Origin of the sequence: Sphingomonas donggukensis (genome assembly GCF_023674425.1) — a bacterium.
GTDB lineage: Bacteria > Pseudomonadota > Alphaproteobacteria > Sphingomonadales > Sphingomonadaceae > Sphingomonas > Sphingomonas donggukensis.
In genome coordinates this window covers 1,486,944-1,511,477 of sequence record NZ_CP098401.1, presented here as the reverse complement: position 1 = coordinate 1,511,477, position 24,534 = coordinate 1,486,944, and the positions used below count along the sequence as shown (strand labels likewise).

The following is a 24,534-nucleotide window of genomic DNA, read 5'->3' as shown; positions in this document are numbered from 1 at the left end:
CGGGGGTGTTCGTCCGCGGGGGATTTGCGGTTTGATCGACTTGGGCACCGGCGCGTGGCGTCGGGGCGACGGAGAGGGCGTGTCTGTGGTGGTTTCGGTGGCAAGGACTGGGGAAGCGGACGACGTCGTGGGCAAGGCCTGGGCGCGCGTTCGTCAGAACCTGCGCCACTCGGCCGGGCAGCGCCTGTTCGACCAGTGGCTGAAGCCCGCCGAGCTGATCGAGGGCAGCGACGCCGAATCGATTCGCCTGGGGCTGCCGAGCGCCTTCGCCGCGACCTGGGTGAAGAGCCATTATTCCGACCGGCTGTTCTACGAATTCCGCGCGATCCTCCCCGGCGTCCGCTCGGTCACCGTCGAGACGATCAGCGAGGCGCGGCCCGTTCGCAAGCTGGTAGTCGAGACTCCGATCGTCCGCGAGGAACCGGCCCGCGCGCCCGCCCGCAGCACTGCGCCGCAGTTCGACGCGCGCTTCACCTTCGACCGATTCGTCGTCGATGCGTCGAACCGCGTCGCGTTCAATGCGGCAAAGGCGCTGGCCGAGCCCGGCCGCCCACGGTTCAGCCCGCTGTACCTCCATTCGGGCACCGGGCAGGGCAAGACCCACCTGATGCACGCGATCGGCCACGCGTTCCTCGACGCCAATCCCGACGCGACCGCGCTGTACATGCCGGCCGAGCGGTTCATGTTCGAATTCGTCCAGGCGCTGCGTGCCCGCGACACCCACGCTTTCAAGGCGCGGCTGCGCGGCGTCGACCTGCTGATGATCGACGACCTGCAGTTCATCGCCGGCAAGGACGCGACGCAGGAGGAATTCTTCCACACCGTCAACGAGTTCATGGGCGCCGGCAAACGGCTGGTGATCGCCGCCGATCGCAGCCCGATGACGCTCGACGGCGTCGAGCCGCGGCTGCTGTCGCGCCTGGGGTCGGGCCTGGTCGCCGACATCAAGCCGCCCGAGCTGGAGCTGCGCCGCGCGATCCTCGCCCGGAAGCTCGACGACACGCCCGACGCCGCGGTCCCCGCCGACGTCACCGACCTGCTTTCGACCCGTATAACCGGCTCCGTCCGCGAGCTGGAGGGGGCGCTGACCCGCGTCGTCGCCTATGCCCAGCTGACGGGCGAGACGATCACGCTCGACTTCGCGGTGACGACTCTCGGCGAAGTGCTGCGGGGTGCCCAGCGCCGCGTGACGATCGACGAGATCCAGAAGGCGGTGTCGACCCATTTCGACCTGAAGCCGATCGACCTGCTCTCCGCCCGCCGCGCCGTCGCCGTCGCACGCCCGCGCCAGATCGCGATGTACCTCGCCAAGCGCCTGACGACGCGCTCGCTGCCGGAAATCGGCCGCAAGTTCGGCAACCGCGATCATTCCACCGTCATCCACGCCGTCCGCCGCATCGAGGAACTCCGCGGCACCGACCGAGACATCGACGGCGCGGTGAACACGCTGTTGCGGCAGCTGGAGCGCTGACGGGCGGCGCGCGGTTTGCTCAAGCAAATCGCCGACTCGCCACGGCGGGCAGCGGCGCGGCGCAGCCGCTCCGGCTGACGGCGTGGCGGGCTATCTGGACTTCGGCTAAGGTCGCCCTGCCAGCGTGACGGAATGGATAGACGTATCGCTACAGCGGTCCCCGGTTACGGGGTGCAGGTTCGATCCCTGTCGTTGGCAATCGACTAGACCAGCAACCCCACCGCTTCCTGCGCCGCCCGCAAGGTCGGCGCCGCCAGCGCATTGGCTCGCGCCGCGCCCTTGGCCAGTTCTGCACCTACCGTGTCGCGATTATCCAGCAACCCGGTCAGCCGCTCACGGATTGGCCTGAGCACCGAAATCGCCAGGTCGGCCAGCGCCGGCTTGAACGCCCCGAAGCCTTGCCCCGCGAACCGCTCCACCACCGCCTGCGGCGCCATGTCGGCAAGGGCTGCGTAGATCGTCACCAGATTGCGCGCCTCCGCCCGCTCGGCCAGCCCCGCGAACGTATCGGGGAGCGGCTCCGCATCGGTGCGGGCTTTCCGGAATTTCTGCGCGATCACATCGTCCGAATCGATCAGGTTCACGCGGCTCATGTCCGACGGATCGGACTTCGACATCTTCGCCGTGCCGTCGCGCAGGCTCATGATCCGCGGTGCCGCGGTCGAGATCAGCGGCTCGGGCAGGGTGAAGATATCCGCGCCGACGTCGGCGTTGAATTTCTCAGCGACGTCGCGGGTCAGTTCCAGATGCTGCTTCTGGTCCTCGCCGACCGGCACGTGCGTCGCCTGGTACAGCAGGATGTCGGCGGCCTGGAGCACGGGATAGGTGAACAGCCCGACCGGCGCGCCATCGCGGTTCTTGCCGGCCTTGTCCTTCCACTGCGTCATGCGATTGAGCCAGCCCATCCGCGCCGTCCCCTGCAAAATCCAGCTGAGCTCGCTGTGCGCCGGCACGCGCGCCTGGTTGAACAGGATCGACCGGTCGTCGATTCCCGCCGCCAGCAGCGTCGCCGCCATTTCGATGGTGGTCGATGCGCGCTCGGCCGGCGTGACGTCGCCGGTCAACGAATGCAGGTCGGCGAGGAAGAACAGGCAGTCGCCGCCTTCCGCGCTGACGCTGTCCTGCATCGCCACCCACTGTTTGATCGCGCCCAGATAGTTGCCGAGGTGGAGGTTGCCGGTGGTCTGAATGCCGGACAGGATGCGCATGATGGTCCTCAGGTCTGCGAGCGGCGCCGAACGAGCGCCTTCAGGTCGGCGACGCGGTAGGCGCCGGTGACGAAGCACGCGATGCCATAGACAGCCGCCCCCGCCGACACCAGCACGGCAAGCGCCGCGACGCGGATCCAGAAGGTCGCGGTCAGATACGGATCGAGCAGCGCTTCCCCGCCGTAGAGCGCCGCCCCCATCAGCACCGCGGCAACCAGGAACCTAGGCAGGCGACGCAGCAGCCGCGCATCGGCGTGGAAATGCTCGCGCCTGGCAAGCGTCCGATACAGCATCACGACGTTGACCGTCGACGCGATCGCAGTCGCAAGCGGCGGGCCGACATGGCCGATCAGTGGGATAAGCGCGAGGTTGAGGACGAGGTTCACCGCCACCGAGATCGTCGCGAACCGCACCGGCGTCTTCGTATCGGCGCGCGCGTAGAAGCCGGGGGTGAGCACCTTCACCAGCACATAGCTCGGCAAGCCGACCGAGAAGGCGGCGAGCGCCCAGGCGCTCCGCGTCGTGTCAATCGCGGTGAACGCGCCGTGTTCGAACAGCCCGCGGATGATCGGCTCGGCCGCCACCAGGAAGGCGACCGTGGCGGGCAGGGTGAGGAACAGCGCGAGTTCGATGCCCCGATTCTGCGTTTCCATCGCCGCGGCATCCTCGCCCCGGCTCAGCAGCCGTGAAACGGTCGGCAGCAGGATGGTGCCGAGCCCGATACCGATCAGCCCCAGGGGCAGCTGGTTCAGCCGGTCGGCGTAATAGATGTACGAAATCGCGCCGGGATCGAGCAGCGCGCCCGCCATCGCCGTCGACACCAGCAGATTGACCTGCACCGCGCCGGCGCCGAGCGCTGCAGGGCCGATCAGCTTCAGCAGGCGGCGCACGTCGTCGTCGATCCGCGGGCGGCGCAGCTTCAGCGACACGCCCGCACTGCGGCACGCCCACATCAGCCACGCGAGCTGCAGCGCACCGCCGACCGTCACCGCGATCGCCTGCACCCGCGCGGTCGCATAGGGGTCGGGCCCGTGGAAGAACCACAGACCGACGACCATCGCGACGTTGAGCAGGATGGGGGCGGCGGCGTTGACCCAGAAGCGGTCGAGCGAATTGAGGATGCCACCCAACAGCGACACCAGGCTGATGAGCGCCAGATAGGGCAAAGTGATCCGCGACAGCATTACCGCGAAGTCGAACTGTGCGGGTGTCGGATCGTTGAACCCGCCCGACAGCAGCCAGGTCACCGGCCACGCCGCGACGATCAGCAGTACCGTGAAGGCGACGACGATCGGGAACAGCACCGACAGCGCGCGCTCGGCGAAGGCGAGGCCCGCGGGCAGGCCGTCGCCCTCGGCCACCTTCTTGTTGAACATCGGGATGAAGGCGGCGGAGAAGGCGCCCTCCGCGAACAAGGCGCGGAACATGTTCGGCAGCCGGAACGCGACCAGAAACGCGTCCGACGCGAACCCCGCGCCGACGAACGTCGCCTGCAGCGAATCGCGCACCAGTGCTAGCACGCGGCTGATCAGCGTCAGCCCGCCGATCGATCCGAGCGACCGCGCAAGGTTCATCTGGGTCGCCCCCGCTCAGCCGTCATACCGGTCATCCCCGCCGCGCGTCCCGAAGCACGCGCGGCGACAGGATCGAAGTCTTACGCCTGGCCCGCCGGCTCGCCCTCGGCCAGCGCGCCCTGCTCGGCGAGCTGCTGCATGTACAGCTGGCCGAAATCGATCGGATCGAGCAGCAGCGGCGGGAAGCCGCCGTCACGGACGGCGTCAGCCACGATGCGGCGCGCGAACGGGAACAGGATGCGCGGCGCCTCGCCCAGCAGGAACGGCTGGACATGCTCGTCGGGGATGTTGCGCAGGCCGAACAGCCCGCCGAACGTCAGGTCGACGACGAACGCGGCCTGGCCATCCTCGGTCTCGGCGCGCACGTCGATCTTCAACATGACCTCGTGGACGTCCTCGCCGACCTTGGCGGCGCCGATGTTGAAGCCGACGTCGATCTTCGGCGCGCCCGGCGTCTGGTAGATCGCGGGCGCGTTCGGGTTCTCGAACGACAGGTCCTTCACATATTGCGAGATCACACCCGCCACGGGGGCCGTATCCGCGCCATTTGCCAGCGGTTCGCCGCCCGCGCCGAAATTCTCGTCTGCCATGATGCTTCCTTCGTGCAACGCTTGGGACCGGTGATGCGTTTGCGGTTGTGGCCCGGCGTGAAAAATCAGGTCGGGCGACTAGCAGCCGCGGCGGGCGGTTTCAACGTCGCGTTAGGGCGGCTCCGCGTAACGCCGGTTTGTAGTTGAGCCGCCGAACGCCTATGTTGGCGGTTGCGTATCTGGGGCGGCGTGCCCCGTTGTGGAGGTCGAGTGTCCTTTTACGTCATCCTGCTCGCGATGGTCGCCGGTTTCCTGGCGCTGCGTCTGTACTCGGTGCTGGGCAAGCGGACCGGGCACGAGCAGACCTTGGCCAAGCCGGTCGAGGAGCGGCTGGGCATCAACCAGCCGCCGCGCACGATCGACGTGCCCGCCGACGTGCGCGAGCCGGCGCCCAAGGCGATCGAGAGCGGTGCTGAGGGTGGTTTGCGCGCGATCGTCCAGGCCGATCCCGGCTTCGACGTGGCGCAGTTCGTGGACGGGGCGAAGTCGGCCTATCGCATGATCCTCGAGGCGTTCTGGGCGGGCGACAAGGACACGCTCGGCTGGCTGCTGGAGGATGAGGTCCGCGCCGAATTCTTCGCCGCGATCGACGCGCGCGAAGCAGCGGGCGAGACGCTGGAGAACCGCCTGGTCGCGATCGAGCGCGCCGCCATCGCCGAGGCGTCGGTCACGGGCCGTGTCGCCAGCATCACGATGCGCTTCGACGCCGACATCGCCGCGATCACTCGCGACAAGGGCGGCGTCGTCATTGCCGGATCGATGACCGACGCGGTCGAGACGCACGACGCCTGGACCTTCCGCCGCACGCTGAAGAGCGACGATCCCAACTGGAAGCTGGCCGACACCGACGAGGTGTGAGGGTTTTACTCACGCCGTTCGTTTCGAGCGAAGTCGAGAAACAGCCACGATCGGAGCGCAGCGTTTCTCGGCTACGCTCGAAACCAACGGGCGAGGGCGACGATCAGCCCTCTAATTCTTACCGTTGCCGCAGGTTGAACCGATCACTTGGACCGGCTCAGCTTCGACACGCTCAAGCCGCTACCGCCGTCGGCCCCATGAGCGCCGCGAAGAACCCTTCGTGCGCCGCGCGCAACGTCTCCAGCGGCACGACGTGGTCGGCATCGTGGCATTCGACGATGATCCGACCGGCGATCGTGCGGCCGATTCGCTCGACCTCGACACCCGCCTCGGTCGACGCCTTCAGGAAATCGAGCAAGTGCGCGTCGTCGACGGTCGCGACGTACAGCCCTTGGTCCTCGGCGAAATAGGTCGCGGCGAGTCCACGCGGCGTGGGCAGCGACAGCATCGCGCCGATGCCCCCGGCCAGCGCCATTTCGGCGACCGCCACGATCAGCCCGCCATCGGACACGTCGTGCACCGCGGTCAGCGCGCCCTTGCCGATTTGGGCGCGAACGAAATCGCCGGCGCGGCGCTCGGCGGCCAGGTCGACGCGCGGCGGCGGACCGTCCTCGCGGCCCTTGATCTCGCGCAGCCATAGCGACTGGCCCAGATCGCCGCGGCGATCGCCGATCACGACCAGCACGTCGCCGGTGCCCTTGAACGCGATCGTCGCCGACGCCTCGTAATCGTCGAGCAAGCCGACCCCGCCGATCGCCGGCGTGGGCAGGATCGCGCTGCCGCCGCCGGTCGCCTTGCTCTCGTTGTACAGGCTGACGTTCCCCGACACGATCGGGAAGTCGAGCGCGCGGCACGCCTCGGCCATCCCCTCGATACAGCCGACGAACTGCCCCATGATTTCCGGGCGCTGCGGGTTGGCGAAGTTCATGCAGTCGGTCGCCCCCAGCGGCTTCGCACCGACCGCGCACAGATTGCGCCAGGTCTCGGCAATCGCCTGCTTTCCGCCCTCGACCGGGTCGGCGAAGCAGTAGCGTGGGGTGCAGTCGGTCGCGATCGCGAGGCCCTTGCGCGTGCCGTGGACGCGCACCACCGCGGCATCGCCGCCGGGGCGCTGCACCGTGTCGCCGCCGACCATGTGGTCGTACTGTTCCCAGATCCACCGCCGGCTGGCCAGGTCGGGCGAGCCCATCAGCGTGATGAGATCGGCGGCGAGATCGTCGGTCTCCGGCGCGTCGGTGATCGCCTGCCTCGCCGGGGTCGGCACCCAGGGGCGGTCATAGGCGGGCGCATCGTCGGCCAGCGGCCCCAGCGGGATGTCGCACACAGTCTCGCCTTGGAATTTCAGGACCATGCGACCGGTGTCGGTCACCCGCCCGATGACTGCGAAATCCAGCTCCCATTTGCGGAAGATCGCCTCCGCCTCGGCCTCGCGGCCGGGCTTCAGCACCATCAGCATCCGCTCCTGGCTTTCGCTCAGCATCATCTCGTACGGGGTCATGCCCTCCTCGCGCTGGGGGACGTCGTCCATCACCAACTCGATGCCGACCCCGCCCTTCGACGCCATTTCGACCGAGGAGGAGGTAAGGCCCGCGGCGCCCATGTCCTGGATCGCGACGATCACGTCGGTCGCCATCAGCTCCAGGCACGCCTCGATCAGCAGCTTCTCGGTGAAAGGGTCGCCGACCTGCACGGTCGGGCGCTTGGCGTCCGCGTCCTCGCCGAAATCGGCGCTCGCCATCGTCGCGCCGTGGATGCCGTCGCGCCCGGTCTTCGACCCGACATAGACGATCGGATTGCCGACGCCCGACGCTGCGGAATAGAAGATCTTGTCGGTATGCGCGACGCCGACCGTCATGGCGTTGACCAGGATGTTGCCGTCGTACGCGGGGTGGAAATTCACCTCGCCGCCGACGGTCGGCACGCCCACGCAATTGCCGTAGCCGCCGATGCCGTGGACGACGCCGGCGATCAGGTGGCGCATCTTCGGATGGTCGGGCGACCCGAAGCGCAGCGCGTTCATGTTGGCGACGGGCCGCGCCCCCATCGTGAACACGTCGCGCAGGATACCGCCGACCCCGGTCGCCGCGCCCTGATAGGGTTCGATGTACGACGGGTGGTTGTGGCTCTCCATCTTGAACACCGCGCACTGCGCGCGGCCGTCCGCGTCGGGGCCGATATCGACGATGCCGGCGTTCTCGCCGGGGCCGCAGATGACTTGCGGGCCGGTTGTCGGCAGCTTTTTCAGGTGGATGCGGCTGGATTTGTAGCTGCAGTGTTCGGACCACATGACCGAAAAGATGCCGAGCTCGACCAGATTCGGCTCGCGCCCCAGCGCGTGCAGCACGCGATCATATTCGTCGGGGGACAGGCCGTGATCGGCGACGATTTGGGGCGTGATTCCGGTCATGGCCGCACCCCTTAGCCAGCCGCGGCGCCCGCGTCACCTTGCCGCGCGACCGGCTCGCGAATACCCTGTTTACCACTGGGCATTACGGGGAATGCATGACGCAGCGGCTCACCTTCACGGCACCCGCAATCCTTGCGCCGCAACCCGTTGCGCGGGCGGGGGAAACCATTGACGCCGGCCCGCTCGAAAGCCTGCCCGCTGCGTGGCAGTGCGACCTGGCGGATGATTCGCTGACCTGGGCGCCGGGCGTGTTCGCGCTGTTCGGGGTGCCCCGCGAGCACCGGCTCGACCGGCGCGAGATCGTCGCGATGTACGCCCCCGAATCGCGCACCATGCTCGACTATCTGCGCAGCCACGCGATCGCGACCTGCGGCAGCTTCACGTTCGAGGCGCGGATCGTCCGCGCCGACGGGGCCGAACGCTGGATGCGCCTGACCGCCGACACCGCGCATGCCGGCGGGCGCGCGACCCACCTCTACGGGCTGAAACAGGATATCACCGCCGACGTCGCGGCGGGCGTCATCCGCCCCTGACGCGCCGCGCCAGCCCGCGAAGGAGCCCGCCGGTCGTCGCCTCGAACATGTCGTCGGGGTTCTCGGGATCGAGCACCTCGTTGTCGGCCAGCCATTCCTCGACCGACGACAATTCGGGCACCACATAGTCGCGTAGCGTCCGGCCTGGCCCGCGCAGTTGCTCGATCGTGGCGATCAGCGATCCCGTCGTCGCCAGCGATTCAGCAACCTCGTCCACCGACCGCCCGAGATGCTCGGCGATCAGGCCGTCGCGAATCCGCGCGATGCACGCCGCGGTCGCGGGGTTGCCCGCGGTCAGCGCGACGTCGCATTCGGTGTCCAGGCGCATCGACCGGTTGTTGAAGTTCGACGAGCCGACGCGCAGCAGCCGCTCGTCGACCACCAGTACCTTGGCATGGACGTAGATCGCCTCGCCCTTGGCGGTGAAGGGCAGGAACAGGCGCAGCCGCCGGTGCGGATCGCGGCGGCGCAGCGCCTCGACCAGCCGTGCGCGGGCGGTGTCCATCGCCAGCGGCTCCAGCCAGCCATCGGCGCTTTCGGGGTTTATGATGACGATCTCGGGACCGTCGGGCTCCTGCAGCCGCTTGCCGATCGCCTCGGCGACGCGGCGCGACGCGAAATACTGGCTTTCGGCGTAGATGAAGCGCTTGGCCGACGCGATCGCCGCCAGGTACAGCGATTCGATCTCGTGGACCGGCTGCTGGTCGTCCATCTCGGGCACGGTGCGCGCGATAGCGACGGGCAGGTCGGTGAAATCGACCGGCAGGCCGTCCGGCCAGCACCCCTGCGTCTCGGGCGGGGCGTCGATGGGATCGCCCCCGGCGACTGCCCAGCGATCGCGCGACAATTCGCCCAGCGCCGCCGCGACCGGCCCCTGCAACGCGGTCGTCGCGTCGTGCCATGGCTCGTAAGCGTCGCCGTTCGGCAGCACGCGCAAGGGATCGTCGTCGCGGTGCGCGCGCGTGTCCCACCGGCCCGCGGTCATGTCGATACCGCCGCAGAAGGCCAGGCAGTCGTCGATCACCACGATCTTCTGGTGGTGCGACGCGCCGGTCGGATGGTGGCCGTCCAGCTTGGTGTGGATGCGGTCGTGGCGCATCCAATTCAGCACGGTCAGCGCGGTCTTGCCCCGCGTCAGCGATTTGAGCGCGCCGACGTCCCAGCGCAGCAGATAGACGTTCAGCGTCGGCGTGCGTTCGATCAGCCAGCTGATGAAGTCGCCGACTTCCTCGGGCCCGTCGTCCTCGGGCGGCTCGCTGCCGCCCAGGCGGATGCGCGCGTCGAAGTCCCATCCGATCAGCAGGATCTGGTGCTTGGCCGCCACCATCGCGCGGCGCGCGACGCGGAAATAATCGTCGGCATCGACGATGACGGTGGCGCGCGTCGCCTGCTCGATCCGCCAGCAGGTTTCGCCGGGGACCAGGACGGGCGGGGTCTCGCTCACAGGATTTCCTTCACGACGTCTTGCGGCCGACACAGGCGGACGCCCTTGTCGGTCGCGACCAGCGGGCGGTTGATGAGGATCGGGTGCGCCATCATCGCATCGAGGATGGCGTCGTCGCTGGCCGACGCAAGCGCCATCTCGGTCGCCAGCGGCTCCTTCGCGCGCAAGCCGTCGCGCGGGGTCATGCCGGCGCGAGCGTACAGCGCCGCAAGCGTCTCACGGGTGGGCGGCGTCGCCAGATACTCGATCACCTCGACCTCGACGCCCGGCGTCTCGCGCAGGATGTCCAGCGTCTTGCGCGATGTGCCGCAGCGCGGGTTGTGCCAGATGGTCGCCTTCATGGACGGATTTCGCTCGCGTCGTAGATCTGCAGGTCGGGCGCCCGCGCGGCGAGCCCTGCCAGCGCCTTGCCGAACGCCCGCGACGCCGGCACCGCGAAATGCGCGGTGAGCGCCGCCATGTCCGCCCAGCGCTCGACGAACACCAGCCGCAGATCGTCCTCGCAATCGCGGTGCACGGCGTGGGCGATGCAGCCTGGCTCGGTCCGGGAGCGATGCACATGCTCCAGCGACAGCCGCAGTACGTCGGCGAAAGTGTCGGGCCGCGCGACCACGCTGCCCGTCACAAGGATCACGCCGCGGGATCCTGCTTCGCGAGCCATTCCTCCAGCCACTTGATCGTATAGTCGCCGGCTTGAAACTCCGGATCGTCGAGCAGCGCCTGATGGAGCGGGATGGTCGTGGTGATACCATCGACCACGAACTCTTCCAGCGCGCGGCGCAGGCGGCGCAGCGCGCCGGCGCGGGTGGTACCGTACACGATCAGCTTGGCGATCATGCTGTCGTAATAGGGCGGCACGCGGTACCCGGCGTACAGGCCGCTATCGACCCGGACGTGCATGCCGCCCGGCGCATGATAGCCCTTCACCAGTCCGGGCGAGGGCGCGAAGGTGCGCGGATTCTCGGCATTGATGCGGCACTCGATCGCGTGGCCGCGGAAAACGACGTCCTCCTGGCGCAGCGTCAGCGGTTCCCCTTCGGCAATGCGGATCTGCTCGCGGACCAGGTCCAGGCCGGTGATCGCCTCGGTCACCGGATGCTCGACCTGCAGCCGGGTATTCATCTCGATGAAGTAGAATTCGCCGTCTTCCCACAGGAATTCGATCGTGCCCGCACCGCGATAGCCCATGTCGGCCATCGCCTTCGCGCACACGCCGCCGATCCGCGCGCGTTCCTCGGCGGACAGGACGGGGGAGGGGGCCTCCTCCAGCACCTTTTGATGGCGGCGCTGGAGCGAGCAGTCGCGCTCGCCCAGATGGATCGCGTTGCCCTTGCCGTCGCCGAAGATCTGGATCTCGATATGGCGCGGGTTGCCGAGATATTTTTCGAGATAGACGGTGGCGTCGCCGAACGCGGCCTTCGCCTCGCTGCCCGCTTGCAGCATCTGCGCTTCGAGGTCCTGGGGCGAGGTCACGACCTTCATGCCGCGCCCGCCGCCGCCCGACGCCGCCTTGATGATGACGGGATAGCCGGCCTTCTCGGCAATCGCCTTGGCTTCCTCGATATCGCTGATCGCGCCGTCGGAGCCGGGGACCAAAGGCAGGCCGAGCGCGCCGGCGGTGCGCTTCGCCTCGATCTTGTCGCCCATCGTCACGATGTGCTCGGGCTTCGGCCCGACGAAGATCAGGCCGTGCGCCTCGACGATCTCGGCGAACTTGGCGTTTTCGCTGAGGAATCCATAGCCCGGATGGATCGCATCGGCGTGGCTGATCTCGGCTGCCGAGATGATGTTCGGGATATTCAGATAGCTGTCGGTCGCCGACGGCGGCCCGATGCAGATCGCCTCGTCCGCCAGCCGCACGTGCATGGCGTCGGCGTCGGCGGTCGAATGCACCGCGACGGTCTTGATCCCCATTTCGTGGCAGGCACGGTGGATGCGCAGCGCGATCTCACCACGGTTGGCGATCAGGAGCTTGTTTATCTTGGGCATGATTACTCGACGACGACCAGGGGCTGATCGAACTCGACCGGCTGGCCGCTTTCGACCAGGATCGCCTTGACGGTGCCGGCGGCGGGCGCGGTGATCGGGTTCATCACCTTCATCGCCTCGACGATCAGCAGCGTGTCGCCGGCGGCGACCGACTGGCCGATGCTGACAAAGTTCTTCGCCTCGGGGTTGGGCGCCAGATAGGCGGTACCGACCATCGGCGACTTGACCGCATTGGCAGCGGCGACCGGCGCAGGTGCAGCCTCGGGCGCGGCGGCAGTCGGTGCGGCGGCTGCGGGAACCGGGGCGTGTGCCGGCGCGGGGGCATAGGCCACCTGTTGCGGCGCCGGTGCGGCCTGGCGCGCGACGCGCACCTTGCGGTCGCCGTCCTCGACCTCGATCTCGGTCAGCTGGGTTTCGTCGAGCACCTGCGCGAGCTGGCGGACCAGCTCGATATCGACGTGCATGCCCCCTGATGGGTTGGTCTTGTCGCTCATTTGCCCCTCGATTTCGAAAGCGGGTGCCTCTGTCAGAAGCGGACGGCGGCGTCTAGCGCGAGAAGGTAGGAAAGCGCGCCGAACCCCGCGATGGTTCCGCGTGCGACACGACCGACATAACTCAGGTGGCGGAAGTCCTCGCGGGCATGCGGGTTGGACAGGTGCACCTCGATCACCGGCGTGCGGATCGCCTTGATCGCGTCGTGCAGCGCGATCGAGGTGTGGGTGAAGGCGCCGGCGTTCAGGATCACCGCCTTTGCATCATGCGCCTGCGCCTCGTGCAGCCAGTCGACCAGATGCCCCTCGTGGTTCGACTGGCGCAGGTCGATTTCCACGTCGTGTTCGCGGGCGCGGTCCTCGAGCATTCCGGCGATATCGTCGAGCGTATCGGCGCCGTAGATCTCCGGCTCGCGCATGCCGAGCAGGTTCAGGTTCGGGCCGTTCAGGACATAGACGGTGTCGGCCAAGAAACAGCCTTTCGGTTGCGGCGTCCGGCATGCGGACCTAGATCGTGCCCGCATCCTTACCCGCTCGAACAGAGCGAAGTCGAGAACGGAGAATATCATCTTGGCCAGCACCGACGGCACCGTCTCGATCACCGTGAACGGCGAGCACAAGCGCGTCGTCGCCGGCATGACCATCGCCGGATTGGCGGAGAGCCTGGGCCTCGTGCCCGCCAAGCTGGCGGTCGAGCGCAACCTGGAGGTCGTACCCCGCTCGACGCTCGATCAGGTGCTGGTCGAGGATGGCGACGAGCTGGAGATCGTCCACTTCGTCGGGGGTGGCGATCATGCTTCGCCGATCGACGCCGACACATGGACCGTCGCCGGGCGCACTTTCCGCTCGCGCCTGATCGTCGGCACCGGCAAATACAAGGACTTCGCCCAGAACGCCGCCGCGCTGGAGGCGTCGGGCGCGGAGATCGTGACCGTCGCCGTCCGCCGCGTGAACGTCAGCGACCCCAATGCGCCGATGCTGACCGACTTCATCGACCCGAAGAAAGTGACCTACCTCCCCAACACCGCCGGTTGCTTCGACGCCGAGAGCGCGATCCGCACGCTGCGGCTGGCGCGCGAGGCGGGCGGCTGGGATCTGGTGAAGCTGGAGGTGCTGGGCGAGGCACGCACCCTCTATCCCGACATGGTCGAGACATTGCGCGCGACCGAGGTGCTGGCCAAGGAAGGCTTCCTGCCGATGGTCTATTGCGTCGACGATCCGATCGCCGCCAAGCGACTGGAGGATGTCGGCGCGGTCGCGATCATGCCGCTGGGCGCGCCGATCGGCTCCGGTCTCGGTATCCAGAATTCGGTCACCATCCGCCTGATCGTGGAGGGCGCGAAAGTGCCGGTGCTGGTCGATGCCGGCGTCGGCTGCGCGTCGGACGCGGCGGCGGCGATGGAACTCGGTTGCGACGGGGTGCTGATGAACACCGCGATCGCCGAGGCGAAGGATCCGATCCTGATGGCCGCGGCGATGAAATCCGCGGTCGAGGCGGGCCGCCTGAGCTACCGCGCCGGTCGCATGGCGAAGCGTCGCTATGCCGACCCATCGAGCCCGCTCGCCGGACTGATCTAAATAACGACGATCTGCGGAACGCAGGACGCAATCGACCGTTCTCTTTCCACACCATGCCGAGGCGTTAGGCGCGGCATTTAAGGAGACAGATCATGGGCGAATTCGTCGACAAGGTTAAGGGCAACGCCAACGAAGCCATTGGCAAGGCCAAGCAGGCGCTCGCCGGCGACGGTGCTGACCGCAACGAAAAGCTGGCCGCCGAAGGCGCCGCTCAGGAAGGCAAGGGCAAGGCCCAGCAGGCAGTTGGTTCGGTGAAGGGCGCCCTCGGCGACGACATCTGAACCCGGACGAACCCCCCGCTGGGGGGCACTACGGGGAGCGGGCCGTTCGGGAAACCGGACGGCCCGCTTCGTTTCGGCGGCGTCGCTTGACCAAGCCTGATGCCCGCGATCACATGACTGCGTGGATTGCCGAAAGGATCCTGGGATGACTGTGCTGGTGACGTTGAATCCTCCCCACGCTGCTCCCCGCGGCGATGCGTAGCCATTCCGAGGGGCATTTGGTGTCGCGCATCGGCTGGCTGCGGGCCGCCGTGCTGGGCGCGAACGACGGCATCGTGTCGACCGCCAGTCTCATCATGGGCGTCGCTGCCGCCGACCCCTCGCGCGCGACGATCCTGTTGACCGGGCTAGCCGGGCTGGTCGCTGGCGCGATGTCGATGGCGGCGGGCGAATATGTCTCGGTGCGCTCGCAGGCCGATACCGAAGCGGCGGATCGGGAGAAGGAAGTCGCCGAACTGGCGGCTGCGCCCGAGGCCGAACTGATCGACTTGGCCAGCATCTATCGGGAGCGCGGCGTCGATCCCGCGACGGCGCGGGCGGTTGCCGAGCAGTTGATGGCCCACGACGCGATCGGCGCGCACATGCGCGACGAACTCGGCCTTCACGAGGCGCTGGCGGCCAGGCCGGTGCAGGCCGCCGCTGCCTCGGCCGCAAGTTTTGCAGCCGGGGCGATCGTGCCGCTGCTGACCGCAATCCTGACGCCGCATGCGATGCTGGTCTGGGTGTTGCCAACGGTCACCGTCGCGTTGCTCGCGGCCTTGGGCGGATTGGGCGCCCGGGCCGGCGGTGCTCCGGTTGCGGCAGCTATGGTGCGCGTGGCCTTCTGGGGCGCGGCGGCGATGGCGGTCACCGCAGCGATTGGGCGCGTGGCCGGCGCCAACCTGTAGCAACCAAGTTGAATACCCATTCACCTTGGCTTGACCGCACCCTGCGCGTCGCCCTAATCGGCGACACACGCCAGGAGGGATGCCGATGAAGAAGCTGTACCCGGATGCCGCCGCCGCGCTCGACGGGCTGCTGCACGACGGCATGACGATCTGCGCGGGCGGGTTCGGCCTGTGCGGGATCCCCGAACGGCTGATCGACGCGATCCAGGCATCGGGCGTCACCGGCCTGACCATCGCCAGCAACAACGCCGGCATCGACAATGAGGGGCTCGGCAAGCTGCTGCGCAGTCGCCAGGTCGCCAAGATGATCTCGTCCTACGTCGGCGAGAACAAGGAGTTCGAGCGCCAGTATCTGTCGGGCGAACTCGAGGTCGAATTCTGTCCGCAGGGCACGCTCGCCGAACGCTGCCGCGCGGGCGGGGCGGGCATCCCCGGCTTCTACACCAAGACCGGCGTCGGCACGAAAGTGGCCGAGGGCAAGGAAGTGAAGAGCTTCGACGGGGAGGATTACATCCTCGAACGCGGCATCCGCGCCGATTTGTCGATCATCAAGGGGTGGAAGGCGGACGAGGCGGGCAACCTGATCTTCCGGAAGACCGCGCGCAACTTCAACCAGCCGATGGCGACCGCGGGGCGCATCTGTGTTGCCGAGGTCGAGGAAATCGTGCCGGTCGGCACGCTCGATCCCGATGCCGTCCACCTGCCCGGTATCTATGTGAAACGGATGATTGTCGGCGCGCCCTACGACAAGAAGATCGAGTTCCTGACGACGCGCCCGCGCGCCGACGCGGTATCTGCGGCGTGATCCGCGCGCTGGCGGCCGTGTCGCTGATGGCGCTGACCAGCGGCTGCATTGCTGCTGCCGTCGTGCCCATCGCGGCATCGTCGTCGGCGATCGTCAAGTCGCGCATGGCGGAGAAGCGCGCCGCGCACCAGGGCGCGGCGCCGCAGACGCTCCCGGCCCCGTCGGCGGGGGAGGGGCTGACCAATCTCGTCCCGACCCTGAAGGAGCGGCAGGTCGGCGCCGAGGCGCCGCCCGCACCCGGCATTCCGGCGACGCTCCCCGCACGCGGTGTCGTCCCCGAGGGCATGCAGTATCTCTACGGCTCCGGCGAGGCGTCCGCGGGGTCGATCCAGGCGTATCGCGCGCTGCAACGCTACCTTGCCGACATCGTCACCTACGGGAAGAAGGGCGCGGCACGACAGGTCGTGCTCTCCGACGGCGCCTCGCTCAACGCGCCGCAATTCGAACCGTGCGGGCCAAAGCCGCTCGCCGTCGTGCTCGACATCGACGAAACCGCGGTGCTGAACCTGGGTTACGAGGCCGACGCCGCGCGCCGCGGCGAAAGCTACGACGCCGCTCGCTGGTCGCGCTGGGAACAGAGCGGCGCGGATAAGGTCGTCGCGGTACCCGGCGCCAAGATGGCGCTCGACGCCGCGCGGGCGGCGGGCATCACCGTCATCTTCAATTCGAACCGTCTGGCCGAAAATGCCGCCGCGACCGAAGCGGCGCTGGCGCACGCCGGGCTCGGGCCTGCCAAGCACGGCACCACTTTGTGGCTGAAGGGCGACGACGGCGGGGGCTCTGGCAAGGACGACCGCCGCTGGGCGATCGCATCGGGCTACTGCGTGATCGCACTGGTCGGCGACCAGCTCGGCGATTTCAGCGACCTGTTCAACGAGGCGCGGCTCGCCCCCTCCACCCGCCGCGCGCTCGCCGGCTCGCCCGCGCTCGCTGCGCTGTGGGGCAACGGATGGTTCATGCTGCCCAACCCGGTGTACGGCACCGCGCTGAAGGGCAGTGCGGACGAGATCTTCCCCCACGACATGCGCTGGACCGATCCCGGGCCGGCGGCGACAGCGCCGGCGGCGGGCACGGCGGTGCAGCCGAAATAGTCCGTCGCGGCGACGTCCCGCCAGTCGAACTCTACATAGAAGGAATGCCGAAGGAATGCCCTGGGATCGCAATCAGATGGCCGCCCGCGCCGCACAGGAGCTGCGCGACGGCTATTACGTCAACCTCGGCATCGGCATCCCGACCCTGGTGGCGAACAACATCCCCGCGGGCATGACCGTCACGCTGCAGTCGGAAAACGGCATGCTCGGCATCGGGCCGTTCCCCTATGAGGGAGAGGCCGACCCCGACCTCATCAATGCGGGCAAGCAAACCATCAGCGAGCTGCCCTCCAGCGTCTACTTCTCCAGTGCCGACAGTTTCGCGATGATCCGCGGCGGGCACATCGACCTGACCGTGCTGGGCGCGATGGAGGTCGCGGAGAACGGCGACATCGCCAACTGGATGATCCCGGGCAAGATGATCAAGGGCATGGGCGGTGCGATGGATCTGGTCGCCGGCGTGAAGAAGATCATCGTCGTGATGGAGCACACGTCCAAGAACGGCGACCCGAAGTTCATCCCCGACTGCACCCTGCCGCTGACCGGCAAGAACGTCGTCGACATGATCGTCACCGACCTGGCCGTTTTCCAGCGCCCTGACCACCAGTCGCCGTTCAAGCTGGTCGAGCTTGCCCCCGGCGTGACTGCTGACGAAGTCGCGGCAAAGACCACCGCCCGCTACGACGCCTGATGCTGCGCTGGGCGATCGTCGCGGCGGTGGCCGTCCTCGCCGCGCTGGGAATTGCGGCGGCATTCACCCAGCCGCCGAAGCTGCTGAGCATCCTCGATGGCGCCGTCGGCGGCGGGCGGGGGACGCGGCAAATGGGCGACGGGATCGCGTTCGGCACACACGGCCAGCGGCTCGACGTGTGGCGCCCCGCCGTCCGCGCCGATGATCCGCGGCCCGTCGTCGTCTTCTTCTACGGCGGCGGCTGGGTGAAGGGGACGCGCGACGCCTATGCCTTTGCCGCGCGCGCCTATGCGTCGCAGGGGTTCGTCGTGATCGTGCCGGACTATCGCAAGGTGCCCGGCGTCCGCTTCCCAGCCTTCGTGCAGGACGGCGCGCAGGCGGTGCGCTGGACACGCGACCACATCGCCGAATATGGCGGCGACCCGACGCGGATTGCGCTCGCCGGCCATTCGGCGGGATCGCACACCGTCGCGATGCTGGCGCTCGACCCGCGCTTCCTGCGCGCCGAGGGCGTCGATCCGGGCATCGTCAAGGCGGGCGTGGGCCTCAGCGGCCCATACGACTTCTACCCCTTCACCGGTCGCGCGGTGGAGGCGATGAAGGGCGCCGATCCGCTCGCAACCCAGCCGATCGCCTTCGCCCGCGCCGGCGTAGCGCCGCTGCTGCTGGTGACATCGAGCAACGACACCGTCGTCCGCCCCAAGAATGCCCGCAACCTCGCGATCGAGCTGCGCCGTGTTGGCGCGCCGGTGGAGTATCGCAACTATACCGGCCTGACGCATGAAGACGTAGCGATGGCGCTGTCGAAGCCGTTCCGCGGCAAGGCGCCGATTCTGACCGACAGCGTCGCCTTCCTGAACCGCGCGATGCCCGCGCCGCGGCGATAGCTGAGGGCGGCGAGCGTGCGCATTCTCCTGACCGGATCGAGCGGCTGGCTCGGGCGGCACCTCGCGCCGATGCTGCGCGATGCGGGGCATGGGGTGGTCGGGTTCGACACCGCGCCGGGTACCGACACGCAGGTCATCGGCACCGTCGCCGACCGCGCGCTGGTCGACCGGACCTTTGCCGAGCATGCGATCGACGCGGTCGTCCACGCCGGCGCGCTGCACAAGCCCGACATCGCCCGCTTCCCGCAGCAGGCGTTCATCGACGTCAACGTCACCGGCGCGCTCAATTTGCTGGAGGCGGCGGTGGCGCACGCCGCGTCGCGTTTCGTTTTCACCTCCACCACCTCGCTGATGATTACTCAGGCGATCCGCGACGAACGCGCGGGCGAAGCCGTGTGGCTCGACGAGGGCAGCGGCCCGCTTGCCCCGCGCAACATCTACGGCGTCACGAAACGCAGCGCGGAAGAATTGTGCCGCCTGACCCAAGCCGACAGCGGGCTGCCCGTCGTCGTGCTGCGCACCGCGCGCTTCTTTCCCGAGGAGGACGACACCCACGACGCGCTGTCGGGCGAGAACATGAAGGCCAACGAATTCCTAAACCGTCGCCTGACCGTCGAGGATTGCGCCCGCGCGCACGTCGCCGCGCTGAAACGCGCGCCGCGGATCGGTTTCGGCACCTACATCGTCTCCGCCCCGACGCCGTTCGCGCGAGAGGACGCCGCGTCGCTGAAGGCGGACGCACCCGCGGTCATCGCACGCTACTTCCCCGACGCGCCCGCCCTTTACGCAGCGCGCGGCTGGTCGCTGCCGGCCAGTGTCGGCCGCATCTATGATGCCGGTGCGATCGAACGCGACCTCGGCTTCCGCTGCGCAACCGACTTCGCCGCGGTCCTCGACAGCCTCCGCGTCGGCACACCGCTGCCATTCGCGCACGACGCGAGCTACGTTTCGCCGCAACAAAATATCGCTGCGGGTTGATCGCGCGAACGATTGCGTTAACGGGAGGCCGTCATGGCCAGCCGTCCACTCACCCTTTACGAAAAGATCTGGGCCGATCACGTGATCGAGCGGCGACCCGACGGCACGTGCCTGATCTACATCGACCGACATCTCGTCCACGAAGTCACCAGCCCCCAGGCGTTCGCCGGCCTCCGCGCCGCCGGGCGCAGCGTGCGTCGCCCCGACCTGACCCTCGCGGTACCCGACCATAATCTGCCCACCACGCCGCGGGTCGATGCCGCGGGCAACGCGCTGCCGATCACCGACCCGGAAAGCGCCAACCAGCTCGCCACATTGCGCGCCAACGTCGCCGAATTCGGCGTGCCCTACATCGACGCGCTCGCCGCGGAACAGGGCATCGTCCACGTCGTCGGCCCCGAACAGGGTTTCACGCTGCCCGGCACGACGCTCGTTTGTGGCGACAGCCACACCTCGGCGCACGGCGCGCTCGGGGCGCTCGCCTTCGGCATCGGCACCAGCGAGGTTGAACACGTTCTCGCCACGCAAACCCTGCTGCTCCAGCAATCGAAGACGATGGAAATCCGCGTCGACGGCACACTCGGATTCGGGGTCAGCGCCAAGGACGTCGTGCTCGCGATCATCGGGCGGATCGGCGCGGCGGGGGGCACCGGACATGTCGTCGAATATACCGGCGACGTCATCCGCGCGCTGTCGGTCGAGGGCCGTCTGACGATCAGCAACATGTCGATCGAGGGCGGCGCCCGCGCCGGGCTGATCGCGCCCGATGAGACGACTTTCGCCTATCTGAAGGGGCGCCCGATGGCCCCGACCGGCGCTGACTGGGATCGCGCGGTCGCCGTCTGGCGCCGCCTGCCGAGCGACGCCAACGCGACCTACGACGCGGTCGTGAAGCTCGACGCCACCGACATCGCGCCATCGCTGACGTGGGGCACCAGCCCCGAGGACGTCGTCGCCATCACCGGCAGCGTGCCCGATCCCGACAGCTTCGCCGACCCGTCGAAGCGCGTCGCCGCGCGCAAGTCGCTTGACTACATGGGCCTCGCGCCGGGCACGCGGATGCAGGACGTCGCGATCGGCCACGTCTTCATCGGCAGCTGCACCAACAGTCGGATCGAGGATCTGCGCGCCGCCGCTTCGGTCGCGGACGGTCGCCACGTCGCCGACGGCGTCCGCGCGCTCGTCGTCCCCGGATCGGGGTTGGTGAAGCGCCAGGCCGAGGCCGAGGGACTCGACCGTATCTTCACCGACGCCGGCTTCGAATGGCGCGAGCCCGGCTGTTCGATGTGCCTGGCGATGAACCCGGACAAGGTGCCGCCGGGCGAACGCTGTGCGTCGACCAGCAACCGCAATTTCGTTGGCCGGCAGGGGCCGGGTGCGCGTACACATCTGGTGTCGCCGGCAATGGCGGCAGCGGCGGCAGTCACGGGGAGGCTGTCGGACGTTCGGGACTTGATGGGGGGGAAGTGACGATGAAGCGCGTATTGGCCTTGCTGGCCGCCGGAACGATCGTGTCCGGCGTCTGTGCCTATTCGGCGACCGGGCAGACCGCGGTGTCGAAACCGGTGCCGCGGGTGACGCTGACGCGGCTCGATTGCGGCGCGAACAAGACGCCGCGCGACATCGCCGCCTTTTCGGACACCCACGCGCTCGACGGGCAGAAGAAGGCACTGGTCGCCAGCTGCTACCTGATCCGCCACGGCGACGAATATATGCTGTGGGATACGGGGTACGCGGCATCGAACCGTACCGATCCGAAATCGGCGATCGCGCTGCCGCGGACCATCGTCGAGCAGCTGAAACAACTCGGGCTCGACGCCGCCGACATCGAATATGTCGGGGTCAGCCACTATCACGGCGATCACACCGGGCAGGCGCGCGATTTTCCCTCGGCCAGCCTGCTGATCGGGCAGGGCGACTGGTCGGCGCTGACCGCTAAGGACCGCGCCGCCAACGTCGATCCCGCACCGCTCGCCCACTGGATCACGGGCGGCGGCAAATATGAGGCGGTGCGCGCCGACAAGGACGTGTTCGGCGACGGCAGCGTGACGATCCTCGACACGCCCGGCCATACGCCGGGCCACAAATCGCTGCTGGTGCGGCTGCGCGGCATGGGCAACGTGCTGCTGACCGGCGACCTCGCCCATTTCGCGAGCAACTATGCGGGCAATGCGGTGCCGGCGTTCAACACCAACCGCGCCGACACGCTCGCCAGCCTCGACCGGTTCAAGCGCATGGCCGCGAACCTGAAGGCGACCGTGGTGATCCAGCACGAACCCGCCGACGTCGCCAAGCTGCCGGTGTTCCCGAAGGCGGCGGAATGAACCAGCCGGTCACCCGCGTCTCGGGCCGCGCCTATCCGTGGGGTGCGGAGAACATCGACACCGACGTCATCATCCCCGCGCACTGGCTGAAGACGACGACGCGCGAGGGGCTGGGGAAGGGCGCATTCGAAACGGTGCGCAGCGCGCCCGGCAACATCTTCGACGATCCGCGCTACGCCGGCGCGCCGATCCTGATCGCGGGCGAGAACTTCGGCTGCGGCTCCAGCCGCGAACATGCCGCCTGGGCCTTGGGCGACATGGGCCTGCGCGCGGTGATCGCGCCCAGCTTCTCGGACATCTTCTCGGGCAACGCGTTCAAGAACGGCATCGTCGCCGTCGTCCTGCCCCAGGCGGCGATCGACCGGCTGATGGAGGCCGCGCAGGACGGAGAGGTCACCGTCGACCTGGAGACGATGACCGTCACCACCAGCTACCAGGACCGCTTCGCCTTCGAGATGGATGCGTTCCGCCGCGACTGCCTGATGCAGGGGCTGGACGAGATCGGCCTGACGCTGGCAAGGGATACCGCGATTTCGAAATTCGAATCCGCGGATCGACAGCATCGCCCGTGGATCAGCGGGAGAGGCCATGATGCGAGCATTGCTGTCTGAGGCGCCGGGCGGACCGGAAACCCTGAAACTCGCCGAGCTGCCCGATCCGGTGGCGGGCGCGGGGCAGGTCGTGGTCGCGGTGAAGGCGTGCGCGATCAACTATCCCGACGTCCTCATCATCGAGGACAAATATCAGTTCAAGCCGCAGCGCCCGTTCGCGCCGGGTGGCGAGATCGCGGGCGTGATCGATTCGGTCGGCGAGGGGGTCGAGGGCTGGGCGGTCGGCGACCGCGTCATCGGCATGGTCGGTCACGGCGGGCTGGTCGAGAAGGTCGCGGTCGACGCGGCGAAACTCTACCGCCTGCCCGAGGGGCGCAGCTTCGCGGAAGGATCGGCGCTGCTGCTGACCTACGCCACCACCATCCACGCTTTGCTCGACCGTGGGCATCTGAGGGCGGGGCAGTCTCTCCTCGTCCTCGGCGCCGCCGGCGGCGTCGGCCTGGCCGCGATCGAGCTCGGCAAGGCGTATGGCGCCCGCGTCGTCGCGGCGGTGTCGTCGGAGGAAAAGGCGCAGGCCGCGCGCGATGCCGGGGCGGACGAAACCATCGTCTATGCCCGCGCGCCTTTCGACAAGGACCAGTCGAAGGCATTGGCCGACCAGTTCAAGGCGGCGGGCGGCAAAGGCGGCTACGACGTCATCTACGACCCGGTCGGCGGCGATTATGCCGAACCGGCGCTGCGATCGATCGGGTGGGAGGGGCGCTACCTCGTCGTCGGCTTCCCCGCCGGCATCCCGCGCCTGCCGCTCAACCTGACGCTGCTGAAGAGCTGCGACGTGTGCGGCGTGTTCTGGGGCGCGTTTGCCGCACGCGATCCGCAGGCAAACGCCGCCCACGTCGATACGCTGTTCCGGCTCTGGACCGAAGGCCGGATCAACCCCCGCGTCACCGATACCTTCGCCTTTGCGGACGGCGGCCAAGCCATCGCCAAGATGGCCGCGCGTGGGGCGATCGGGAAGCTGGTGGTCGAGGTTTCGCAGTAGAAGGGGGTTCAGGGAAGGCGCGAAGGGAAGAGGGGGCACGCGGAGACGCGGAGGCGTCAGCGCCAGGTCTGCGCGTAGCGCTTTAATGCGACAGCGTTGGAGCGCCTTCGGCGAGGCAAGAACGCAATCTCCGCGCCTCCGCGCCTCTGCGCGAACAATTCCCTTTCATTCTTCGCGCCTTCGCGCCTTCTCTGAACCACCTTCTCCTCCGAACCCCCGCACCGCAGGTTGCGCCACTCCCGCCCCCGCCCTATCTCATCCGCCAGGACAGCAAGGGGCATGCGATGACCAGTTTCGACGACCGCGAACGTGCATTCGAGACCAAGTTCGCGCGCGACGAGGAAATGGCGTTCCGCGTGACCGCGCGCCGCAACCGGCTGGTCGGCCAGTGGGCCGCGCAGAAGATGGGCCTGACGCCCGAGGAGACCGACGCCTATTCGAAGGCGGTCGTCCAGGCCGATTTCGAGGAAGCCGGCGACGACGACGTCATCCGCAAGCTGCTGGGCGACCTGACCGCCGCGTCGGTCGAGATCGACGAGGGCGAAGTGCGCCGCGCGCTTGAGGAAGCGACCGTCGATGCCCGCCGCCAGCTGATGGAGGCGAAATAGCCGCGATGCCGATGGCCGCCGACGATATCGAAACGCTGATCCGCGCCGGCATCCCCGATGCGCAGGTCGAGATCACCGATCTTGCCGGCGACGGCGATCATTATGCTGCGCGCGTGACGTCCGCGTCGTTCCGCGGCCAGTCGCGCCTGCAGCAGCAGCGCGCCGTGTACGCCGCGCTCGGCGAGCGGATGGGGGGCGTGCTCCACGCGCTCCAGCTCACCACCGCGGTTCCCCAGGAGTAGTTCG

General features: G+C 68.3%; 27 protein-coding genes and 1 tRNA gene. 18 read left to right on the top strand and 10 right to left on the bottom strand.

Annotated features, from left to right (window positions below):
* Window positions 1-127: 127 nt before the first annotated feature.
* Both dnaA and M9980_RS07440 read left to right on the top strand, forming a co-directional pair.
* Entirely contained in the window at window positions 128-1,471 is a 1,344-nt protein-coding gene (gene dnaA / locus M9980_RS07445; RefSeq protein WP_250748417.1) for a chromosomal replication initiator protein DnaA, read from the top strand.
* A 118-nt stretch (window positions 1,472-1,589) separates the two neighbouring features.
* Window positions 1,590-1,669 (top strand) — tRNA-OTHER (locus M9980_RS07440).
* A gap of 5 nt (window positions 1,670-1,674) precedes the next feature.
* Here M9980_RS07440 and trpS read toward each other — a convergent pair.
* The 3 genes from trpS to secB all read right to left on the bottom strand — a co-directional run bounded on the left by trpS (window position 1,675) and on the right by secB (window position 4,843).
* Window positions 1,675-2,679: a tryptophan--tRNA ligase gene (trpS, locus tag M9980_RS07435; protein ID WP_250748397.1), complete on the bottom strand. Its 1,005-nt coding sequence runs from the start codon at window positions 2,677-2,679 to the stop codon at window positions 1,675-1,677.
* An 8-nt stretch (window positions 2,680-2,687) separates the two neighbouring features.
* A complete protein-coding gene (murJ, locus tag M9980_RS07430; RefSeq protein WP_250748396.1) occupies window positions 2,688-4,253 on the bottom strand; it encodes a murein biosynthesis integral membrane protein MurJ in 1,566 nt (521 codons plus the stop codon).
* A gap of 80 nt (window positions 4,254-4,333) precedes the next feature.
* Window positions 4,334-4,843 carry a protein-export chaperone SecB gene (gene secB, locus M9980_RS07425; RefSeq protein WP_250748380.1) on the bottom strand — a complete coding sequence of 170 codons (510 nt, stop codon included), beginning with the start codon at window positions 4,841-4,843 and terminating at the stop codon, window positions 4,334-4,336.
* Between the two features lie 237 nt (window positions 4,844-5,080).
* Between secB and M9980_RS07420 the strand changes: the two genes are divergently transcribed.
* Window positions 5,081-5,701, top strand: coding sequence for a Tim44/TimA family putative adaptor protein (locus M9980_RS07420; RefSeq protein WP_250754830.1), 621 nt, complete (start codon window positions 5,081-5,083; stop codon window positions 5,699-5,701).
* A gap of 172 nt (window positions 5,702-5,873) precedes the next feature.
* On the opposite strand, the gene purL is transcribed toward M9980_RS07420, so the two are convergent.
* A complete protein-coding gene (gene purL, locus M9980_RS07415; RefSeq protein WP_250748377.1) occupies window positions 5,874-8,108 on the bottom strand; it encodes a phosphoribosylformylglycinamidine synthase subunit PurL in 2,235 nt (744 codons plus the stop codon).
* A 95-nt stretch (window positions 8,109-8,203) separates the two neighbouring features.
* Here purL and M9980_RS07410 point away from each other — a divergent pair, with 95 nt between their 5' ends.
* Window positions 8,204-8,641: a PAS domain-containing protein gene (locus M9980_RS07410; protein WP_250748364.1), complete on the top strand. Its 438-nt coding sequence runs from the start codon at window positions 8,204-8,206 to the stop codon at window positions 8,639-8,641.
* Here the strand turns inward: M9980_RS07410 and M9980_RS07405 are convergent.
* The 6 genes from M9980_RS07405 to aroQ form a co-directional block, all read right to left on the bottom strand.
* Complete coding sequence (locus M9980_RS07405; RefSeq protein ID WP_250754828.1) at window positions 8,628-9,968, bottom strand: phospholipase D-like domain-containing protein; 1,341 nt, start codon at window positions 9,966-9,968, stop codon at window positions 8,628-8,630. The two genes, M9980_RS07410 and M9980_RS07405, sit on opposite strands and share 14 nt — an antisense overlap.
* A 113-nt stretch (window positions 9,969-10,081) precedes the next feature.
* Window positions 10,082-10,426, bottom strand: a complete 345-nt coding sequence (gene arsC / locus M9980_RS07400) for an arsenate reductase (glutaredoxin) (RefSeq protein ID WP_250748351.1) — start codon at window positions 10,424-10,426, stop codon at window positions 10,082-10,084.
* Entirely contained in the window at window positions 10,423-10,719 is a 297-nt protein-coding gene (locus M9980_RS07395; protein ID WP_250748350.1) for a putative quinol monooxygenase, read from the bottom strand. The genes arsC and M9980_RS07395 overlap by 4 nt, the downstream gene beginning before the upstream one ends.
* On the bottom strand, window positions 10,716-12,074 hold the full coding sequence (gene accC / locus M9980_RS07390; protein WP_250748347.1) for an acetyl-CoA carboxylase biotin carboxylase subunit: 1,359 nt from the start codon (window positions 12,072-12,074) through the stop codon (window positions 10,716-10,718). Before accC ends, M9980_RS07395 begins: the two co-directional genes overlap by 4 nt.
* Window positions 12,075-12,076: 2 nt before the next feature.
* Window positions 12,077-12,568: an acetyl-CoA carboxylase biotin carboxyl carrier protein gene (accB, locus tag M9980_RS07385; protein WP_250748328.1), complete on the bottom strand. Its 492-nt coding sequence runs from the start codon at window positions 12,566-12,568 to the stop codon at window positions 12,077-12,079.
* A gap of 32 nt (window positions 12,569-12,600) precedes the next feature.
* Window positions 12,601-13,035, bottom strand: a complete 435-nt coding sequence (aroQ, locus tag M9980_RS07380) for a type II 3-dehydroquinate dehydratase (RefSeq protein ID WP_250748309.1) — start codon at window positions 13,033-13,035, stop codon at window positions 12,601-12,603.
* A gap of 100 nt (window positions 13,036-13,135) precedes the next feature.
* Here aroQ and thiS point away from each other — a divergent pair, with 100 nt between their 5' ends.
* The 14 genes from thiS (at window position 13,136) to M9980_RS07305 (ending at window position 24,530) form a co-directional block, all read left to right on the top strand.
* Complete coding sequence (gene thiS, locus M9980_RS07370) at window positions 13,136-14,143, top strand: sulfur carrier protein ThiS (RefSeq protein ID WP_277998294.1); 1,008 nt, start codon at window positions 13,136-13,138, stop codon at window positions 14,141-14,143.
* Between the two features lie 92 nt (window positions 14,144-14,235).
* Window positions 14,236-14,424, top strand: a complete 189-nt coding sequence (locus M9980_RS07365; RefSeq protein ID WP_250748307.1) for a CsbD family protein — start codon at window positions 14,236-14,238, stop codon at window positions 14,422-14,424.
* A 194-nt stretch (window positions 14,425-14,618) separates the two neighbouring features.
* On the top strand, window positions 14,619-15,311 hold the full coding sequence (locus tag M9980_RS07360; RefSeq protein ID WP_250748305.1) for a VIT1/CCC1 transporter family protein: 693 nt from the start codon (window positions 14,619-14,621) through the stop codon (window positions 15,309-15,311).
* An 85-nt stretch (window positions 15,312-15,396) separates the two neighbouring features.
* Entirely contained in the window at window positions 15,397-16,116 is a 720-nt protein-coding gene (locus tag M9980_RS07355) for a CoA transferase subunit A (protein ID WP_250748302.1), read from the top strand.
* The gene (locus tag M9980_RS07350; protein WP_250748299.1) at window positions 16,113-17,207 is read left to right on the top strand and encodes an HAD family acid phosphatase; all 1,095 of its coding nucleotides are present in this window, start codon (window positions 16,113-16,115) and stop codon (window positions 17,205-17,207) included. The genes M9980_RS07355 and M9980_RS07350 overlap by 4 nt, the downstream gene beginning before the upstream one ends.
* Before the next feature lie 55 nt (window positions 17,208-17,262).
* Window positions 17,263-17,898, top strand: coding sequence for a CoA transferase subunit B (locus M9980_RS07345; RefSeq protein ID WP_250748296.1), 636 nt, complete (start codon window positions 17,263-17,265; stop codon window positions 17,896-17,898).
* A complete protein-coding gene (locus M9980_RS07340) occupies window positions 17,898-18,785 on the top strand; it encodes an alpha/beta hydrolase (protein WP_250748293.1) in 888 nt (295 codons plus the stop codon). Before M9980_RS07345 ends, M9980_RS07340 begins: the two co-directional genes overlap by 1 nt.
* 15 nt (window positions 18,786-18,800) lie before the next feature.
* A complete protein-coding gene (locus tag M9980_RS07335) occupies window positions 18,801-19,763 on the top strand; it encodes an NAD-dependent epimerase/dehydratase family protein (RefSeq protein ID WP_250748291.1) in 963 nt (320 codons plus the stop codon).
* 33 nt (window positions 19,764-19,796) lie between these two features.
* Window positions 19,797-21,233 carry a 3-isopropylmalate dehydratase large subunit gene (gene leuC, locus M9980_RS07330; protein WP_250748289.1) on the top strand — a complete coding sequence of 479 codons (1,437 nt, stop codon included), beginning with the start codon at window positions 19,797-19,799 and terminating at the stop codon, window positions 21,231-21,233.
* A gap of 2 nt (window positions 21,234-21,235) precedes the next feature.
* On the top strand, window positions 21,236-22,087 hold the full coding sequence (locus M9980_RS07325; protein WP_250748284.1) for an N-acyl homoserine lactonase family protein: 852 nt from the start codon (window positions 21,236-21,238) through the stop codon (window positions 22,085-22,087).
* Window positions 22,084-22,698 carry a 3-isopropylmalate dehydratase small subunit gene (leuD, locus tag M9980_RS07320; RefSeq protein ID WP_250748267.1) on the top strand — a complete coding sequence of 205 codons (615 nt, stop codon included), beginning with the start codon at window positions 22,084-22,086 and terminating at the stop codon, window positions 22,696-22,698. The genes M9980_RS07325 and leuD overlap by 4 nt, the downstream gene beginning before the upstream one ends.
* Window positions 22,679-23,680: an NADPH:quinone oxidoreductase family protein gene (locus tag M9980_RS07315; protein ID WP_250754824.1), complete on the top strand. Its 1,002-nt coding sequence runs from the start codon at window positions 22,679-22,681 to the stop codon at window positions 23,678-23,680. The genes leuD and M9980_RS07315 overlap by 20 nt, the downstream gene beginning before the upstream one ends.
* 284 nt (window positions 23,681-23,964) lie before the next feature.
* Entirely contained in the window at window positions 23,965-24,288 is a 324-nt protein-coding gene (locus M9980_RS07310) for a DUF1476 domain-containing protein (RefSeq protein ID WP_250748246.1), read from the top strand.
* A gap of 5 nt (window positions 24,289-24,293) precedes the next feature.
* Window positions 24,294-24,530, top strand: a complete 237-nt coding sequence (locus M9980_RS07305) for a BolA family protein (protein ID WP_250748243.1) — start codon at window positions 24,294-24,296, stop codon at window positions 24,528-24,530.
* Window positions 24,531-24,534 lie beyond the last annotated feature (4 nt).